This window comes from Kitasatospora sp. NPDC033851 (assembly GCF_055576085.1).
On the sequence record NZ_JBVIRL010000051.1, the window covers coordinates 1 to 18,023 of the forward strand.

Annotated in this window: 14 protein-coding genes; 3 read left to right on the top strand and 11 right to left on the bottom strand. The window is 71.0% G+C overall.

All coding sequences use genetic code 11. The features are described from left to right. Positions 1-3,200 precede the first annotated feature (3,200 nt). Positions 3,201-6,038 carry an NACHT domain-containing protein gene (locus ACZ51D_RS41375; protein WP_465665443.1) on the top strand — a complete coding sequence of 946 codons (2,838 nt, stop codon included), beginning with the start codon at positions 3,201-3,203 and terminating at the stop codon, positions 6,036-6,038. Positions 6,039-6,504: 466 nt separating this feature from the next. Further along, complete coding sequence (locus tag ACZ51D_RS41380) at positions 6,505-6,717, top strand: hypothetical protein (RefSeq protein ID WP_465665445.1); 213 nt, start codon at positions 6,505-6,507, stop codon at positions 6,715-6,717. A 599-nt stretch (positions 6,718-7,316) separates the two neighbouring features. On the opposite strand, the gene ACZ51D_RS41385 is transcribed toward ACZ51D_RS41380, so the two are convergent. Beyond that, positions 7,317-7,631 (bottom strand): hypothetical protein, encoded by a 315-nt coding sequence (locus ACZ51D_RS41385; protein ID WP_465665446.1) that lies wholly within the window; start codon positions 7,629-7,631, stop codon positions 7,317-7,319. A 295-nt stretch (positions 7,632-7,926) separates the two neighbouring features. Here ACZ51D_RS41385 and ACZ51D_RS41390 point away from each other — a divergent pair, with 295 nt between their 5' ends. Then, entirely contained in the window at positions 7,927-8,094 is a 168-nt protein-coding gene (locus tag ACZ51D_RS41390) for a hypothetical protein (RefSeq protein WP_465665448.1), read from the top strand. Between the two features lie 211 nt (positions 8,095-8,305). On the opposite strand, the gene ACZ51D_RS41395 is transcribed toward ACZ51D_RS41390, so the two are convergent. The 10 genes from ACZ51D_RS41395 to ACZ51D_RS41440 all read right to left on the bottom strand — a co-directional run bounded on the left by ACZ51D_RS41395 (position 8,306) and on the right by ACZ51D_RS41440 (position 17,795). After that, on the bottom strand, positions 8,306-8,872 hold the full coding sequence (locus ACZ51D_RS41395; protein WP_465665450.1) for a hypothetical protein: 567 nt from the start codon (positions 8,870-8,872) through the stop codon (positions 8,306-8,308). A 363-nt stretch (positions 8,873-9,235) separates the two neighbouring features. Beyond that, the gene (locus ACZ51D_RS41400) at positions 9,236-10,417 is read right to left on the bottom strand and encodes a hypothetical protein (RefSeq protein WP_465665452.1); all 1,182 of its coding nucleotides are present in this window, start codon (positions 10,415-10,417) and stop codon (positions 9,236-9,238) included. 204 nt (positions 10,418-10,621) lie between these two features. Further along, on the bottom strand, positions 10,622-11,038 hold the full coding sequence (locus ACZ51D_RS41405; protein ID WP_465665454.1) for a hypothetical protein: 417 nt from the start codon (positions 11,036-11,038) through the stop codon (positions 10,622-10,624). Between the two features lie 108 nt (positions 11,039-11,146). Continuing rightward, positions 11,147-12,145, bottom strand: a complete 999-nt coding sequence (locus ACZ51D_RS41410; RefSeq protein WP_465665455.1) for a hypothetical protein — start codon at positions 12,143-12,145, stop codon at positions 11,147-11,149. Between the two features lie 89 nt (positions 12,146-12,234). Then, positions 12,235-12,585 carry a hypothetical protein gene (locus ACZ51D_RS41415; RefSeq protein ID WP_465665457.1) on the bottom strand — a complete coding sequence of 117 codons (351 nt, stop codon included), beginning with the start codon at positions 12,583-12,585 and terminating at the stop codon, positions 12,235-12,237. Between the two features lie 52 nt (positions 12,586-12,637). Beyond that, positions 12,638-14,992 (bottom strand): helicase associated domain-containing protein, encoded by a 2,355-nt coding sequence (locus ACZ51D_RS41420; RefSeq protein ID WP_465665458.1) that lies wholly within the window; start codon positions 14,990-14,992, stop codon positions 12,638-12,640. Positions 14,993-15,112: 120 nt separating this feature from the next. Continuing rightward, complete coding sequence (locus tag ACZ51D_RS41425) at positions 15,113-15,820, bottom strand: helix-turn-helix domain containing protein (protein ID WP_465665460.1); 708 nt, start codon at positions 15,818-15,820, stop codon at positions 15,113-15,115. Then, positions 15,817-16,107, bottom strand: coding sequence for a helix-turn-helix domain-containing protein (locus tag ACZ51D_RS41430; RefSeq protein ID WP_465665462.1), 291 nt, complete (start codon positions 16,105-16,107; stop codon positions 15,817-15,819). The genes ACZ51D_RS41425 and ACZ51D_RS41430 overlap by 4 nt, the downstream gene beginning before the upstream one ends. A gap of 257 nt (positions 16,108-16,364) precedes the next feature. Then, entirely contained in the window at positions 16,365-16,799 is a 435-nt protein-coding gene (locus ACZ51D_RS41435; RefSeq protein WP_465626450.1) for a hypothetical protein, read from the bottom strand. Between the two features lie 54 nt (positions 16,800-16,853). After that, a complete protein-coding gene (locus ACZ51D_RS41440; protein WP_465665464.1) occupies positions 16,854-17,795 on the bottom strand; it encodes a helix-turn-helix domain-containing protein in 942 nt (313 codons plus the stop codon). Positions 17,796-18,023: the final 228 nt, after the last annotated feature.

The following is an 18,023-nucleotide window of genomic DNA, read 5'->3' on the forward strand; positions in this document are numbered from 1 at the left end:
GGGGCGGAAGCCTGCGGCTTGCAACGGGCCTGACGGCCCGTTGGGCGGTGCTGACGCACCGCCAGGTGCGGGGGGGACGCCTGGCGGCGTCACCGTGCGTGGTGTCCCGAGGCTGCGCCTCGGGGCCCGGCTACGCCGGGCTGGGGTGGCCGGGGCCATTCGCCTGCGGCGAATTCGGAGGCACACCTGATGGCCCCTGACGGGGCATCGACTGAGGGGTGGACACATGGGCCTGCGGCCCGGCCCCCAGGCGCGTTGACGATGTGACGCAAAATTCCGGTAGCACCCCCTCCCCCACCCCCGTCCGGGCACCGTTGACGATGTGACGTGAATTTCCGATAGAGGGCCCTCCCCTGACGGGGAGGGGGTATCCGGTGGAGCACCCGTTGACGATATGGCGTAAATCCCCGGAAGAAGCGTCTAACCCGAGTCGTGGGGCCCCTGCCGGGGCCTCCACCACCCACCTGTCCCAGCGGGCCCGCGAAGGGCCCCCGGGCAGGCCTCCCTACGGCCCTGTCGCCCCATGCCCGGGGCGAGGCGTCAAAGATGCAAGAGCTGTCACCGATCCGGCCCCGCACCACCCCCGGAATCAGGCCAGGGAGCTGCCCGGGGAACAGCCCACCAACCGTCACAACCCGCTTGGTCAAAAGGCCCGTGCAGCGCCGGGCCAGGGCGCAGCGCGGGGCGCCCTTGAAACGCACGTGAATGTCACCGGACAGGCGCACGGAAAACGGGCTGGAAGACCACCCGGTATCCGGCTGAGAACCCGCCCGACGGACGCCTGGCATTCCGCCCCTAATGTCACAACAAGCACTAACCCGCCTGCCCGCTCCTACCGGCCGATAACGACCGGACCACACCCTGCCGAACACCACGAGGCCCACACAGAAAGCACGACGGAAAAGGGCGGGCCTTCGGTGTGGACCGGGGCCTGACGGCCCCTCGAAAAGGGCTGAGAGTGACGCCTGCGGCGCCACCGGAAAAGGGGCGGCACAGACGGGCCAGAAGGGGCCGGAAACGGGCCTGGCGGCCCTCGGCCGAGAACGGACAGCGGGCGCCTGCGGCGCCACCCGAGCAGGTGCCGGCGAAGCCTGCGGCGGCACGGTGAGCGGCGCGGGTGCGCCGAGGCGGCGCAGCACCGGCCGGGCGGGGGCAAGACCGCGGGGCCGGGCGCAGCCCCACCGCCAAGGCCTCTCCCGAGGCGGCACAGCACCTCCTGGACGGCGGCCTGACGGCCACCCACACCCGCACCCCCGGACCCCGATGCCAGGACGGCGCCGGGACGGCGCCGAGGGCGGCGGCGAGACGGGCGGCGAGGCGGCCGCAGGGAACCGCCGCCCACCGGCTCCATGGGACGCGCGAGGCATCCCGACGACGTCCGCCAGAACGGCGCCAAGGCAACCGGGACCACAGGCCGGCCGGATGCAGCGGGGCGCAGCGCGACGGCGGCCGGGACCGCGCCGAGGACGGCGGCCCGGGCGGCGGCCAGGACGGCGGGCGTTCCTTGATGACTCGCGCGAGCCACTCCCGCCAGGCCGGCGGACGGCAGCGGCACCGGGCAGCACGGCACCGAGGAGGACGACGACCAGGCCCACGACGCACCCGGACGGCGGCCCGGACGCCCCCGGGCAGGGCAACCGGCTCACAGGCTCACAACCCCTACAGGCCACCCCCACCACCAGGGAAAACAGCACCCCAATGACACAACCCCACAGCCTCACAGCCCCACCCCACAAGCACCGAGGCGGCCAGAAAGCCGACGAGCAGGACCGACCCGGCGGGCCCGGACCGCCCCCGGACAGCGCCCGGACGGCGGCCATGCGACCGGGCGTCACTTGATGGCTCGCGCGAGCCGTCCGCCGAGGGTGCTGGCCGGGCTGGGACAGCAGGCGACGAAACGCTCCCACCAGGAGAAACACCCTGAGACCGTCCCAGCAAAACGGACATAACAGCCAGGGCTGGGACACAGCTGAGACAGGACTGGGACACCCCGGCAGGCCGCGCAGCAGGCGACCAGGCCGACAGCGGCGGGACTCAACCAGCGGCACAGCGGACGCCGAGGTCGACGCGGGGCAGCCGGCTCCCGACCACCGACCACGACCAGGAGCAGCGACCCAAGCGACCCGCACAGCGGCGCGGACCGGCGGCCACCCGGACGGCGGCGAGGACGGCAGCCACGCGCCACTTGATGACTCGCGCGAGCCATCCCTCAGGCGCCGCCGGGACAGCCGCGAGCAGCAGGCGACGCAAGGCCGGCGGGCGTTCCAGATTTCTGGAACGGACGCCCCACGCGGCCAGGCCGGACGGCGGCGAGCAGCACGGCACCGAGCAGCCCCAGGGCGTCGACGGCGGCCCGGACGGCGGCCGGAGCCTCGCCCAGACCGCAGAATTTCCGGCCCACAGGGCGGAGCTCACGCCCTCACACGGGAAGACCTCCCGTCCGACGGCCAGGCGGCGAGGACGTCGACCAGACCCCAACGGGGCGGCGCCGAGGCAGACGTCCACGGGCCGCCCCGACGGCCGCGAGCAGGACACCGACCAACCGCCCCGGACAAGGCCGCCGACACCGGCCCTGACAAGATCACCACCCGGTGCGCGTCACACCCCATTGCCCGTGACGCGCACCACCCCACACACGGAACAGCGGGGCCGAAAACCCCCACCAAAAACACCCTGAAAACACGGCAAAAACCCGGCAGAAAACACGGCTGAAGCCCGTTCCGGAAACCCGCCCAAACAACCCGTCAAAACCCCACCCCCAACACCCCACCGCCAGTCGCATGACATGCCCACGACGAACACAGGCAGCAACCAAACCCAGCCCCACCACACACCAGCGAAACAGGCGGAAGCCGACACCCGACCCCACCCACACCGGTCCAACCAGAACCGGGCACAACCCCCAAAACACCACAAAACATCCGAGGAAACCCACCACAGGTCACACCCCGGAAGGGGCGTCAGGGCGCAGCAGAGGAGCCGGACCCGACCCGCAACCGACACGGCCGCAGGGACAACGAGGACGACAGACCCCGCACTCCCCCGACACGGCCGGCGAACACCGACCAGAACGCCACACAGCCGACGCCCCATCGGTCTGCGGGCGGCCAGCAGGGACGGAACGCCCGTCAGCTCCAAAGCCACCGGAAGGTTTCCACCAAACACACGAATCGGCTTCGGAATCGCGGAAGGATGGACATATGGACTACAACCTCAGCGCGTTGGGAACCCGCGAGTTCGAGCACCTGAGCCAGACACTGGCGCAGGCTGTCCTGGGACCTGGTGTCGGCGTGTTCGGGGACGGCAAGGACGGCGGCCGGGAAGCCACCTTTCGCGGCCCGGTGAACTACCAGCGCACGGGGCAGGCCTGGGACGGGTACGGGGTCGTGCAGGCCAAGTTTCACCAACGGTCAAACCATCGGCTACCCGACACCGTCTGGATGGAACGCTCCGTCACTGAGGAGCTGCAGAAGTGGGCTGCGTCGACCTCCAGGCGGGGCGAGCTACCGGAGTTCATGCTATTCACCACCAACGTGGTCCTGTCTCCTGTCCTTAAGACTGGAGGCATCGACCGTGTCGACGCGCACATCGCGAAGGAGATCAAACGCTTCAAGATCCCACTCAAGGACTGGGATGTGTGGCACTACGACAAGATCTGCCGCTACCTCGACGATCACGATGGTGTCCGACGGGCATACGCAGCCTTCATCACCCCCGGCGATGTCCTGAGTCGGCTCCTCGATGTCCTTCCGGATGCCGTAGCCGAAACCGCAGACATGATCCGAATCCACGCTGGCATGGAGCTGGTAGCCGACCAGTGGGTGCGCCTGGGGCAAGCAGGGGCAGAGGCCAGCGGCAAGATCGGCCTCGGACCAGTGGCTGTCGATCTGGAAGCTAAGGTCGGCGCCGCCTTTGAGGAACGGGCGACAGTCCGAGCCGGCGCGTACGCAATCGCGCGGGGTGACAGCATCATGCGTCCCTCCCTGCAGACCGCAGAGGACCCTCGCCACGTCCTGATCATCGGTGGGCCAGGGCAGGGAAAGAGCACCCTTGGGCAGTTGATCTGCCAGGCATACCGCGTCGCACTCCTCGACGAGGAGGGGGAGCGCATGCTGACCGCCCAAGCCAGCGAAGTACTGCGTGCCCTTCGCACGGATCTGGGCGAGATCTCTTTCCCCACGCCCCGCGCAAAGCGGTGGCCGTTGCGAATCGCGTTGCACGACTACGCTAACGCGGTCCTGGGCGGGGAAGAACTCAGCCTGCTGCACTTTCTCGCGCAGAGGGTCGGCAAGCGCGCTCCAGGCGTCACAGCCGCGACGCTCTCCAGATGGCTTCGCACGTGGCCATCGACCATCGTCCTCGACGGCCTTGATGAGGTCGCCTCGCCCTACATGCGGGACCTCGTGATGAGCCGGATCTCCGAGTTCCTGCTACACGCACGAGGGCTCGACGCTGATCTCTTCGTCGTGGGCACCACTCGTCCCCAGGGATACAAGGGGGAGTTCCACCACGGGGACTACGAGGCCGTCGAGCTGACCGAGATGTCTCTGGACGACGCCATGCGCTACGCGGAACGGCTCGCCAAGGCACGGCATCGCGACGACCCCGACATGCACGAACAGGTAGGCAAGCGCATCGTCGAGGCGTCGCGGGAGGTCTCGACAGCCCGACTGATGCGCTCCCCCTTGCAAGTGACCATCATGTCGCTACTGGTCGAGAAGCACGCCCGGATGCCTCAGAACCGCTTCGAGCTCTTCGACGCGTACTACAGCACGATCTATGAGCGGGAGGCCGGAAAGCCCAACGAGACGGGCCAACTGCTCGCCGAGAACCGACAGCACGTCGACTGGCTGCACCAGCACGTCGGTGTGCTCCTCCAGACACGAGCAGCACAGACTGGCGAGCGGGACTCCATCATGCGCAAAGAGGAGCTGGAGCAGCGCCTTCACGAGCGCCTCCTTGAGGAAACCGACGACCTCAAGCAAGCAACAGCGCTCGGTGCGAAGCTGATCAACGCGGCCACCGACCGACTGGTCCTCCTGGTCGCACCAGAGCTTGGATACATCGGCTTCGAGGTCCGAAGCCTGCAGGAGTACTCCGCAGCCCGTGCCCTTATTTCAGGGCCCGACGATCAGATCATCCCTCGCCTGGAAACTCTCGCGCGGCATCCCTCCTGGCGGAACACCTGGCTTCTGGCAGCCGCAGGTATCTTCACAAAGCACTACCACCTGCGGGGCGATCTCGTCGGGGCTCTGCGGACTGTCGATGCGCACGACGAGGCGGCCATGCTGCTTCTGCCAGGGGCGCAGCTGGCGCTCAGTCTCCTCGACGAAGACCTGGCGCGCCAGCATCCCCGATACCAGAACCTTCTCGTCCAGCACGCGGCCGAGCTGATCGGCCAGCACCCCGGTGACGCGCATGCCGTGTCCAACATCCTCATCCAGGCGGCGGCTCGCCATGACCAAGCCCGCGCCCATCTGGAGCGTGCTGCGAAGGTCGCTGCCGACAGCCGAGGAAAACGCCTGATGAACGCCTGCCAGGTCATCGCCCGCTGGGCGAAGGTACCCAGCCCCCTGGGCCTACTCTCGCGTCAGCTCCTCGACACTGCCGTACGCCGTATGACGCCACCAGAACGCGCCGCTGCCAGACTCTTCTCTGCCGAGGGGACCTGGGCGCTACCAGTGCCCGGGCTCCCCGTCTACACCCCCACCGAGGACAAGGTCTCCACCCTCGCTGCCTTCATCACCGCAGAGACCGCGAATCCGGAGGTCCAGTTCTTCATCGATTTTCTCCATCACCACCCCGTCTACCTCCAAGACATCGACGGGTACACCGTTGCTCGGGTCAAGCCCGATCATCCACTGGAGGCAGCACCGCTCGACGACCAGGTCGCAATCTCTCAGGCCCAACAAGCCTGCCTGGCGACTATCGAAGCGCAGGACGAGACAGGCTGGCAGATCGCCATGGCTTTCACCGGCCTGCTGGAACAGCTCCTGTACGAAACTGCCCCAGAACCCAGAATCCGCGGGATCATCTGAAGAGGTTCGCCGACTGTCTCGGCAGCGGGGCCCGCCCGCCAGGCAGCAGCGGTCGCCAGACAGCGTTCCAGGAGCGCTGGCATGGCGGCGGCACGTTGCCCGAGGCACGGTCAGAACACGGCTGCGGGGAGGCCACATGACACCTGTCCGAGCAACGAGGTGACACCGCCCTGCTGCGCCATGCCGCCAGCGACGGCCGATGGCGTCCGGGAGTACCGGTGAACCCTGCCGGCGTCCCGCCGACCGCGTTGCTCTACAGGTTGCCGTACAAGGTGCCCCACGAATTGCCCCACAAATAGCCGCACGAGTGGCCCTACGGGTTGCCTCGCCGCTGGTGCCCCGCAGAGAAACACCGCAGGTCAGCGCCGGTGGTCAAGGGGGTACGAGTCCGCCGACTACTTCCCTGTGGACCCTCCGGCGTCCAGGGCCTCCCAGCCGCCACCCCTTGACTGCCACACTGGCGATCATGACGAACTCCGAGCGGCGCCCGCTGTGGCGTCCCTTCTCCGAGTCCCCCGCCGACCCGGCCGCCGTCCAGGCCTCCCCCGCGGCCCGGCTCACCGCGGTGGAGCGGGCCCCCTTCCTCGAACCCGTAGAAACTCCGGCCCCGCGGGCTGTCCCCGGCACCCGCCGCCCGCTGGGCCCCGGCGCCCTGGCCACCCCGGCCGCCGACAGCTGATCACCCACCACGAAGGCGCCGGCCGGGACAGTTCGCTGTCCCGGCCGGCGCCTTCGTCACGTTCCCGCTCGGGGGTCACCAGTCCATCGGGGGGCCGGTGTAGTCGTCCCGAGGTGGTTCCGCAGGTCGGCGGGGGTTGACCAGCCGCCAGAACGGTGTAGTGTCCGCCGGCTTCCCGGTGGGCCCTGACGCTGGTCGCCCGCGTTGTTGCCGGGTTTCTGGGGGGCTTGACCGGCGTGCTCGCTCCCCTACCATGCGGTGCCACGGACCCGCCCCGGCCCTGCCTGGGGCGCCGCACCACTGCGCAGCATCGTGTGCGGCCGCGTCCGTCCAGCCACCCACAACTCGGAGGGGAACCAACATGACCACGCGCACCTCACGGCGGCGGCGCCCGGAACCGCGCACCAGCGGGACCACCCCGCGGCCCCAGGATCCGGCGCAGCCCGAGCGGCCGGCCTGGCGCAGCACATCGAGGTGACCTGGCGCTGACGTCCGGCCGGGGGCCGGTCCGCGGCCGCTCGGGGGCTCGGACGCGGACCGGCCCCTCCACGGTGCGCGAACACCGGCCCCGGCGCAGCCCGGACTGGGCCGAGGCGGTGTCAGCCCGCAGTGCCGGCATCTTTACCGACCTCTTCGGCCGGTTCCGGCGTCAGTCCGGTGGGGTCGGGGGTAGTCGTGGCCGGCTGGATGACCGGCACCGCCTGGTCCGTGCCGACGGTCGTGTCGGCGGTGTCCTCGCGGGAGGTCCCCTGCGTCCAGGCGGCCAGCGCCTTGACCATGGCCAGCACGAACTGCTGGCGCTGCTCCGGGAGGAACGGCCAGGACAGCCAAGCCGGGGCGGACAGTACGACGATCAGGACCACGGGCATGACCTTCAGCCCGATCAGGGCGTGCCGGACAACCACAGAATTCAACGAACAGCCAGCCTCAATCCGCGACGTGCGGGGTCGGGCCTGCCGAGTCGCGCCGATGCTTACGTGTTTGGAGCTTCGTGGAACGTTTTGCACAAACACAACTCAGTAGGCTTTTTTTTGAGGAGGCCGTCGGAAAACAGCACGACGGCATGCCGGGCACGCGGCCCACGGGAGAGCGTAAGGGGCGAGGTCACCTACGTTCAACTCGGTTGCCGCCCTGGTGATTCGGGGCGTAGCGGGCGTCTTCGGCGGGGAGGATCCGCTTCGTTGTGCTCGTACACCAGGAGAGGAAGCAGTGTCGTACTACGAGGAAGTCGCGGACAGCGCCGCCCAGCGGGCCATGATGCGTCAGGGCGCGGACAATCAGACCGACGCGATCGGTGAGGGGCTCGGCGCGATCGCCCTCGCCATCCTCGATCTCGCCCGCGCGGTCCGGGAACTCGCAGAGGCGCAGCAGCAGTAGCGGCCCGGGTCCGCCCTCGGTGGACGCGGGGAGGGGGTGCCCGGCTGGCTCGGCCGGGTGCCCCCTCCGTCGTTTCAACAGGAGGGAGCCGTCCCGGAATCCCGCGACTGCGGCGTCCGGGTGACGGCTGCCCAGGGGTTCTGCGGGGGCACCACCGGGTCGCACCTTGTGTGCGATCTACGATGGGCCGGGATCACCCACGGGCCGGAGGTCAGCGGTGGCAGTGGGAGCACGTCTCCTGGCCGGCGAAGGCGCGGTCCGCGGCGGCGACGTCCCGGCCGGTCAGCGGGGCGGCGGCATCGATGACGCTGCTCAGCTTCCGCCGTTCCTCACCGCGCGTGGCGGGGGCGCCGATGGTGATGTGACGGTCGACGTAGTCGAGGGCCTGGCCGGGGTCTCGCACCAGGTCGCTCTGGACCTTGGTCTGGGAGCGCCACTCCTCGACCTTCGGGCCCCACTTGGCCTCCGCCTCCTCGGCGCTGAGGCTGAACGGCTTGCCGATGCGGTCCCAGCCGCTCCCGCGTACCCGTTCGGCGATCACCGCGGCGGCGACCACGCCGTGGAGGGCGACGGCCTGCACGGTGTCCGCCTGGGCCGCGTAGTCCCCCGAGACGGCTTCGTCCGCGCAGAGTGTCGCCAGGATGTCCTCCGCCGAGCCGACCAGCACCGCCAGCTTTTGGGCGAAGTCGATGCGGGCCCTGTCGGACTCGGTGAAGCTGTCCGCGGGCAGTGACCGGACGTCCACTTCGGCGGTGGTGGCGGTGGTTTCTGTTGTCACGGGCTGATCAACGACCGGCTGCTCTCCCGGATGCGGCGGCGCAGCGCCGTGCCGCAACCGGGCGCAGCGGGACGAGAACGCAGCCGGGAACGTCCGGCGCAAGACTCCGCCAGCGGGGCCATCAAAGTTGGAGCCGCGGGCCGTCAAGGTACCCGCCGGGTACCTTGACGGCCCGCTCGCGCTGGTGGTGCGCGGCCGCGAGGGGATGGCCCTGACGTGCGGCATCAAGGTATCCGTCAAGGGACCTGGCCTGCCTTGACGGCCAGGTTCAACGACGGGGCGGTCCGGGGGCACGAGGACGGCTGCGCCGCGTGTGCGTCCCACGCTGCCCGCGGCGTGCCGGCTCAGCGTGGGACGCGGAAGTCACGCGGCGATGGCCAGGTCCGGCAGCCGGTCGGGAATCCATCCCCGCTGCCGTAGCCCCGGAGCCCGGCGACCGCACCAGTTGGTGCAGTAGCGGCGGGCCCGGCCGGCGGCTGCCGGCGGCGGCACCGCTTGGGCGCAGACCGGACAGTGGCCCGGCGGGACGGGCGTGGCCAGGCGTTCCAGCAGGCGCTGGACACGGCGCTGCTCGTCGCGTTCGAAGGGCTCCTCGTCGGCGGTGCAGTCGGTGAGCAGCTCGGCGAAGGTGGCGCGCAGCTGGGGGAGGTCGCGGCAGCGGGCGCCGAGGAGGGCGAGGTAGTCCTCGACGGGCCAGGTGGCGAGGGTGGCGGTGCGGGTGAGGTAGAGGCCGACGGTGTCGATGCGGTGGCGGTCGGGGTTGTCGAGGAGGAGGTAGCCGAGGATCTGCCAGGCGGTGGCCTTCTCGAAGCGGTGGGGGTGGCGGGTGCTCTTGATCTCGATCAGCGTGCCGTCGGCCAGGAGGTCGGCGTCGGCAGTGATGTCGATGCCGGCGAACATCACACCGCCCTTGCACTGGGCGGGGTCGGTGGTGGCGCGCAGTGCCTGGAGGGGGCCGGTGGCGGCGAGGTGGAGCTGGGCGGTGACGTCGTCGACCAGGTCGCGGTGGGGCAGGTCCAGGAGGAGTTCGAGGGTGAAGCCCTTGGGAGCCTCGGTGGCGGCCAGGAACAGCGGGGTGTAGGTGAAGCCGTAGGGGTTGCGGGCGGCGACCTGGTACCAGGCTGCGGCGAGCAGGAGCCGTGCGAGATCCTGTTCCTCTTCCCAGGCGCGGTCCATCGGCAGGTCCCGGTTGTCCGGGTCCAGGGCGTGAACGGTCTCGGCCAGACGCTGGAGGAGCTGGGCGCCGACGACGTCCATGCGCTCGCCGGCACGGCGGCCACCCATGGTCGCGCTGATGCCGATGCCCAGGCGGGTAACCAGGTCGACGGGGGCCGCGGCGGTGAACGCCAGGCGCAGACGCTGGTCGATCGCCGTCCCGACGGTGCCGGCTTCCGTTCCCACGCCTTCGGGCGGCATCAGCACGGGCTCGGTGGCGTAGCGGGCGCGGAAGTTCTCCCGAAGTGGCTTGGGGCCTGCCGACATCTCACGGTCGAGGAAGCGGCGCAGCGGTGTGCGGGGGCAGCTGAGGCCGGAGGTCAGGCTCATGCCGTCCACCGCCCCGCTGTGACTCTGCTGCCGGCCGGGCCGGCGGTGAGCAGCGCGATGGGCGTGGTGGGCGTTGTGGTGCGCGAGTGGTTCGTCATACCGAGGACGCTAGGAACGTCCTCTGACAGGTTGTAGGACGAATGGAGCAGGCGTGTCGCCCGGCCGGGGACGTCTTCACCCGGCTGGCCGGACCGCCCTCGCGCTCTAGGCCGAGTCCTTCAGCGGGAAATGCCGCTCCAGGATCTCGGCCCACGTGGGCAGGGTGACAAAGAGGCCGGTGTCGTCGGCCTGGGCCTGGACGAGCTCCAGCAGAGCTGCGACGAACGGGGCAGCGGCACCGTCGGCTGGGATGGCTGCTGCGGCGTCCTGGAGCCGCAGGTGGGCGGCGGGGAAGGCTTCCTTAGCCCGCGCGTCCTGTTCCTTGGCCTTCGCGGCGCTGGCCTCCATCAGGATCCGCTCGATCGTGTAAGTGGGGCACTGGTCGGTGTGCCAGATCTCGGTGACGGTCCTGTCACGGCCGATCGAGATGGTGCGGATGTCGCCACCGTCCGGTCCGGCCTGGCAGTCCTCGCAGTCGATACGGCGGCGGGTGCTCGGCTGCTCGGCGTGGGAGTCGGTCACAGGGCATCGGTTCCTTCCTGTGCTGCAGGCCGGGTGTGGGGCCCGGCCCGGAGCGCCATCCAACGCCCGCCGAACAGCAAGGTCAACACCTTTGGCGGGAACAGTCCGTCAGAACCGGCGGCGGCGTACGACAGGCCGGGCAGCAGGGGCCTGCTCGGTGCCGCGCAGCGCGAGGGCCGCGGTGCGGGTGCGCTCCAGCCAGCTCATGACCTGGCGCAGCGTGGCGGGGTCGAGGTGTTGGGTGAGGTCGCGGACGGCCTGGTGGTCGTCGTCGGTCAGGTTGTAGAGGCCGGCGCGGTCGAGGGCGGTGTAGAGGGGCTGGGCCGCGGTGCCGGCGAGGCGGCGGTGGGCGACGTCGGTGGTCTGGCGGGCCTGGTGGGCGGCCTCGCGGGCGCACGCCGCGACGTCCTGCCGGTGGCGCTCACGGCGCAGCGCGTGCTGGAGGGTGGTGTCGTGGTCGGGGTCGTAGCGCTCGGCGTGGGTGGCGGCGGTGTGGTCGTGTACGCGCTGCCACTCGGCGAGGGTGTCGGCCTCGGTGGCGTAGGCGGTCTCGTCTCCGGCGTCGGCGTGCCGGTCGGCGCAGTGCTCATCGTCCCAGGCCCGGTGCAGGGCCTGCTGGATGTTCTCCAGGGTCATCCCGGCCGCCCGGCGGCGGACCCGGTGGGGGACGTCGCCGAGCAGGGCGTGCTCCTGGTCGTCGTCGAGCTCGTCCTCGTCCGGGGCGTGGTCGGGGTGGGTGGGGTGCTGGGCGAGGGCGGCGTGCAGTGTCGCGCCGGCCTGCCACGCCTCGGCGTGCACGACGGGCTCCGGCACGGCCAGGCCCGGACGGGTACCGAGGACGACCCGGCCATCCACCAGCGCCACCCAGCCGTCCAGGCCATCGACGTCGCGCTCCGTCCAGCCGCGGGCAAGTCCGGCGCCCTGGTGGAGGGTGCGGATGCCGTCATGGCCGGTCCAGCGCAGCCAGATCGCCCCGCGCACCAGTGGGGAGTCGAGGACCGGGTGACCCAGGTCCCGGTCGGCGGGCGCGGGCCGGCTGCTGCGCGAGGCCAGCTCCAGCCGCCAGGGTGCGGCGGGGTCGGGGTCGGGGCTGGTGGTGTCGGTCATCGCGCGGTACCTCCGGACGTCGGGAATGAGGTGCGGGCGGCCGTCCCGGCCCGCGGTTGGCCGGGACGGCGGTGTCGGTGCGGGCCGGGTCAGCCGGCCGCGAGATAGGCGCCGGCCACCTCGTCCAGGTGGCGCGCGATCTCGTCGGCCCGGGTACGGTCCGCCGGGTCGCACTGCCCGTGCGCGTCGGCGATGGCGGTGTCGAGGTCGGCGGCGTAGTGCACCAGGGCGTCGTAGATCCGAGCGGTGGTCATCAGGTCCAGCGGCACCTGGCCCCGAACCCGCCACAGCCGCACGGTCTCCGCGACATGGCGCAGCAGGGCGGTGACGTGGGTGGCCGGCATCATGAGCTCGCCGTTGTCGTGGCGGTAGAGCACCAGCGGGAACCGCTCGTCGAAGCGGTCTTCGTTCGTGGTGGGCTCCGGGGTGATGTCGGTCATCGTGTGTGCCTCCAGGAGTCGGGAGCGGGGCGGCGAGGTGTGCCAGGGCGGGTCAGCCGGCGACGGTCTCGGCGTGCCGGTCCAGGGCGTCCAGGAGCGCGGCCTGCTGGTCAGTCAGCTTGCCGTCGCTGCGGGCCTTGTCCTGCTTGCGCAGCCAGGTGCCGGGACGGAACGCCGGGTCGTCGCCGAGGCCGGTACGGTTCGCCGGGCCGTCCAAAGTTCCGCCGGCGGCGAGGTAGGCCAGCAGGCGGCGGTACGACCTGTTCCAGTCCGGCTCCAGCCGCCACAGCTCGTCCAGCGCGTCCAGCTTGGCGACCTGGTCGCCGGTGAGGTTGTCGGCCTTGCGCTGGCGGCGCATCCACGCGCCCACCGCGTAGTCGTCCAACTTCGCCGTGGCGGGGATCGCCAGGTGGCCGTGCTGGTGGTGGAAGGCGGCGGCGTAGGCGTAGCCGCGTTCCCAGGCGTTGGCGTTCTTCGACCAGATCATGCCGAGCGCGTCCAGCTCGGAGATACGGGCCGGGTCGAGCAGGCCCTGGCCGTTGAGGTGGCGCTGGCGGGTGAGCCAGGAGATCAGGTCCGCGTGCTTCGTCTTGTCGGTGGGGTCGAGGTGGCTGTGCTCGATGTGGAACTTGGCGGCGACGGCGTGCATCCGCTGCCACTCGACCGCGCGCGGGTTGAAGGCGCGGAGCTTGACGGTCTGGAGGATCCGGGCGGCGTGCTGCTTCGCGTTGATCCGTAGCCACTCGATCGGCGACTCCGCCGGGGCCGGCTGCTGCTCGCCCTCCCCGGCCTCGGCGGCCTCGCCCTCGGCCGGCTTGGCCGCGGTGGTGTGGGCGGTGCCCTGGGAACGGTGGACGCGCAGTTCGGTGATCCGGCCGACCACCCGGGCGTCGTGCGCAGCCAGGGCGCGCAGGACCCGCCAGATGGTGCGGAACGAGCTGGCCTCGATCTCGGCGTCGGCCTCGGCCTTCACGGCCTCGCCGGCGTCGTGGACCTCGGCCGGGTGCGCGGTGGCGGTGTCGTCGCCGACCTCCGGCGTCGGCAGGTACACCGGGATGATGACCCAGCTGACCTTGCCCTCACGGTAGGACTGGCGCAGTGCCCTCCCGACTGCCTGGACGATGTCGATCACGCTCGACTTCGGGTCCGCGAAGCAGATGGCATCCACGGCGGCGACGTCGATTCCTTCCGTCAGGAGGCGACTGTTGCACAGGATGCCGCACTCCTCGCCGTCCTCGCCGGTGTGGGCCTTGAAGTCGGCGAACGCGGCGCGGCGGTCCTTGAGGCGGTCGGTGCCGGCCACCGCCTTCGCCCAGATCCTCTCCGGGCGCTCCGCGTCCTCCAGCAGCTCCGAGGCCTCCAGCAGGGTGCTCGCGAACTCCCGCGCCGCGGACACCCGGGAGTGGAAGGTGATGACCCTTCGGAGCCCGAGGTCGGCGACCGCGCGCAGCACCGCGATCTGCAGGGCCAGGCGCAGCAGTTCCTCGTTGCTGCGCTGGGAGCGCAGGTCGGCGACGGCGGGGAGGTTGAGCAGCTCGCGCAGGTCCTCGTCGGTGACCACCGGCACGAGGACGCGGTAGTCGGCGAGGTAGCCGTGCTCGATGCCCTGTCCGAGGGTCCAGGTGAAGCAGGTCTTGCCGTAGATCTCCTCCGAGTCCATGGAGCACAGGACGGGCAGCTTCTCGGCGCCATCGGTGTCGGCGAGGTCGGCCAGGCCGTCCTTCGCGCGCCGGTCGTCGGCGATCCGCGGGGTGGCGGTGAAGTACAGCCGGCGTTTCGCCGGGACCTGGGCGTCGGCGTGAATCGCGGCCCACGCCTTGCCCTCCGAACCGGCCGTGCGGTGGGCCTCGTCGATGATCACGAGGTCCCACTGGGCCAGCCCCCAGCCCTGGTGGGCCTGGACGATGCGCTCCAGGCTGGCGTAGGTGGCGTAGACGGTGACCGGCTGGTTGTCCGGGGCGCCGTTGACGAGGTCGGTGATCCGGACGGCCTGCGTGGTCACCTGGGCGTGGACGCGGCCGCCGGCCTCGGCGCTTTCCAGTGCCTCCTCGCGGGAGCACGCCGCCACGGCCAGGCCCCGGCGCCCGCCCCGCAGCGACCACGCTTCGGCGGTCTGCTCCAGCAGCTCGATCGTCGGCACCAGCACCAGCACCCGGCCCCGCGCCGCGAGGCGGCGGGCGCAGCCGGCGGCGATGAGGGTCTTGCCGGAGCCGGTCGCCGCGACGATGGTGGCGCGGCCGCCGTCCTTCACCTCGCGCACCGCGGCGGCGACGGCGTCCTTCTGGAACCAGTGCAGCGGCAGCGGGTTCACGGCGGTGCCGGTCTGCTGGGCCGGGAGCGGCGGTAGGGCCTGGGCGCGCAGTCCGGCCGGCGCGGTCTGCTCGGCGGTGGCGGTGGTGGTCTCCACGGCGGTGCTTCTCCTTCGGATGGTGAGACGGCGGGGCCGGTGCGGGCGGAGCTGTGGGAGGGTCGGGGCGGGCGGCCTCTCCCCGGGGCCAGGTCATGGATGGGGAGAGGCCGACCGGATCTACTGCTGGTCCTCGGGGATCCAGCCGCGTACCTCGAGGTAGGTGATGTCGGCGTCCTCGACGGCGCGGCCGGTCTCCACCAGCCACTCCCGCATCGCCTCGGTGACGTCGCCGTGGTGGTCGGCGACCCGCTGGGACCACTCGGCCGCGTCGAAGCCACCCGTGGAGGCAGAGCCGTAGGTACGCTCCTCCGTGCCGTCGGAGCGCGGGGTAAAGCCGCGGCGGATGCCGCCGGAGTCCTTCTCCGAGCCCGCGCTGTAGACGTACTGGTCGGCCTTCATCCGGACGGTGAAGGCGAGGCGGCCACCGGCCTGGCCGGTCTCGTGGACCACGGGCGCGAGGTGGCTCGCACCGGACTTGATGGCCTGCTTCCCCGCGCGGCCGGCCATGCTGCCGCCCGCCTCGCCCACGACGTCCTTACCGCGCACTCGGGCCTTCTGCCCGGTCTTGGTGCGGCGTCGCTCCACGTTCTCCTGGGCGACGGCGCCGAGTGCCTCGGTGTCTCGCTCGCCGCCGCGCACCGCGCGGACGACCTGGCGCAGCGCGCCGACGAACGCCTTGCCCTTGCCCTTGGTGAAGAACTGGCTGACGAGCGAGGCGTCGCGGCCGAGCATCTTGGCGACCTGGCGCTTGGTGTAGCCCTGGTCGATCAGCTGCTGCGTCAGGCGGGCGGCCTCGTTCGGGTTGTTCGGATCGGCCGGGCTCACTGCTCGACTCCCTTCGCGGCGGCCCTGGACCGGCGCCGCGCGGGCGGCCACTTCAGACGGTTCGCGGCGTGGGTGGGCCCGGCCAACAGGTCGAGCGGCTCCATGCCCCAGTGCCGCGCCAGCAGGTCGACCTCATCGATCGACCACGGCTGCGCACCGGACTGACGACGGGACACCTTGTCCTGCGACAGCCCGACAGCCACAGCCAGCTGCGCCTGGCTCTCCCCGGTGCGCTGCCGCAGCGCGGCCACCGTGATCCGCAGCGTTTCCAACGTGCTGAGCGTCATATAGTGCATCCTATCCATGTTTCATGGATAAATCCCATGAATTCTGGATCTCGCGACCGCAACGAGTGACGGGCACACCGGAGGGCCTGCCGCCGCAGGGGTGACGGCGCCGTTCTGGTCAGGCAGCCACAGCTCGGCGATGCGCGGTCGGTGCGCGGTGGCGTGGGGCTCGGCCCGCACGGTTGCGCTGAAGCGGTGTGGGCGGCCACGCACTGGCGCGCCGCCTCCACCGGTTTCGGTGCGCACCGGCGACTTCGTCAGTTGTCTTCTGGCTGTGAGCGGAGAGCGCGCAGGCAAGCTCGTACTTGGGCAGGGTCGGCTCCCGTCACGGCCGCCACGTCCTGCACCGGGAGGCCGAGGGCTAGATGCAGGAGGACGGTGTCCTGCGTGGCCGGCTGCAGGTGGGCGACGGGTCGTAGGGGCTTCGCTCCGGCGAGGAGGTGGATCCGTTGCCGCACGGCCTGCCAGATACATGCGGCCGGATTGGCGGCGCCCAGGATGTCGGGCCAATTCTCGGCGAGGTACTCGAAGGAGGCTCGCACGGCGAGGTGGGCGTCCGTGGGGCCGAGGAGAAGGTGAGCGTAATCGAGATAGCGCTGGTGATACAGGTCGTAGAGGGCGCGCAGGCCGATCTCGGGAAAACGGTTGGTCACGGCGGGGCGGGCGGGCTGGTGGGAGGGTGCAGTCGGCATGGGTCTCCCCGGGATCAGGCACGGGGCGGTGGGTAGAACTAGGACGGGCAACAATCAGCCGAAGGCGCCGGCGCTGTGGGTCGAGGCCGTCTCCTGCGGTGTCCAGCGGGGGTCGAGGGAGAGCTGGACGCGCTCCCACCAGGGGCGTACCTGGTCGGGGTGGCCTCGGAGGGCTTCCACCACCGCGGAGACGATCGACCAGGACTCCACGCCTCGCCCGTCGAGGACGGAGGCGACCTGGGAGACGGTCACGTGCCGGGTGGCCCGACTGACGACTTCCTGTTCGGGAGGGCATGCCGAGGCGAGGTAGAGGCCTTGGACGGCTGCCTGGAGGCCGGCGGTGGCGTACCGGCGGGCGCCTGGCAGGCCCGGCAGGAAGGGCCGGGAGATCCCTTCTCCGCGCGCCGCCTGCCACAGTGGCCGGACGTGCTCGGGTACTCCGCCCAACGCGGTCACGAGGTGCTCGACGGTCGGCCACGAGGGGAAGCGCTCACCGGAGATGAGCCGGGAAACGAACGAGGTCGAGAGGTCGGTCTCGTCGGCGATGCGGCTCATGGATTTGCCCGAGGACCGTTGCAGATGGGAGAGGGCGCTGGTGAGCTGGGCCTCGGGGTCGGTGGAGCTGACCACCGGAAGGGCGTGGTCGCCCGGGGCGCGGCGTCGGCGGTTGCTGGCGCCGCGTCGCCTGGCGGCCTGGGCCGCGGTCCGCTGGCGATCCCCGTGGTGCTGCAGGGCGCGGCTGCCGTTCTCCGGCGACCATCGCGAGCGGGCCGTACCCGGACTGACGGCGAGGATCTCCGAGACCATGGCCCACTTGACCTTCCGCTCGCGGGCCTGAAGCACCACAGCGGCCGTGAGCGCCTCGAGCTCCCTGCGCAGCATGGTCAGCAGCTCCAGTTCGGCGCAGGGACCGGGGCGGTCGTCCTGGGAGTCGGCGAGCCTCTGCAGCCTGCGGGCCTGGGTCACGACCTCATGGGACAGCCTGGAGACGGTCACGTCGTAGAGGCCGCGTTCTGGTTGGGGGCCACCCGCCGCGGCACGCCGCGCTGCCGCGCGACTGGAGGCCGCGCGGCACCGCGGGGTGCAGAAGCGCTGCGGTCGGCCCTTCGCGCTTGTCCGCGTGAAGTCGCTGTCGCACTGCTGACACACCATGATCTGCCGGGTCTCGGACATCTGCGGGTCGTCCTCCAACTGAAAATTCGCGCTATAGGGTGAGACCGCTGC

What these genes read in the sequence shown, in the direction of transcription:
- ACZ51D_RS41375 (WP_465665443.1), top strand. Translation starts at nt 3,201, where the DNA reads ATGGACTACAACCTCAGCGCGTTGGGAACCCGCGAGTTCGAGCACCTG.
- ACZ51D_RS41380 (WP_465665445.1), top strand. Translation starts at nt 6,505, where the DNA reads ATGACGAACTCCGAGCGGCGCCCGCTGTGGCGTCCCTTCTCCGAGTCC.
- ACZ51D_RS41400 (WP_465665452.1), bottom strand. Translation starts at nt 10,417, where the DNA reads ATGAGCCTGACCTCCGGCCTCAGCTGCCCCCGCACACCGCTGCGCCGC.
- ACZ51D_RS41410 (WP_465665455.1), bottom strand. Translation starts at nt 12,145, where the DNA reads ATGACCGACACCACCAGCCCCGACCCCGACCCCGCCGCACCCTGGCGG.
- ACZ51D_RS41415 (WP_465665457.1), bottom strand. Translation starts at nt 12,585, where the DNA reads ATGACCGACATCACCCCGGAGCCCACCACGAACGAAGACCGCTTCGAC.
- ACZ51D_RS41430 (WP_465665462.1), bottom strand. Translation starts at nt 16,107, where the DNA reads ATGACGCTCAGCACGTTGGAAACGCTGCGGATCACGGTGGCCGCGCTG.
- ACZ51D_RS41435 (WP_465626450.1), bottom strand. Translation starts at nt 16,799, where the DNA reads ATGCCGACTGCACCCTCCCACCAGCCCGCCCGCCCCGCCGTGACCAAC.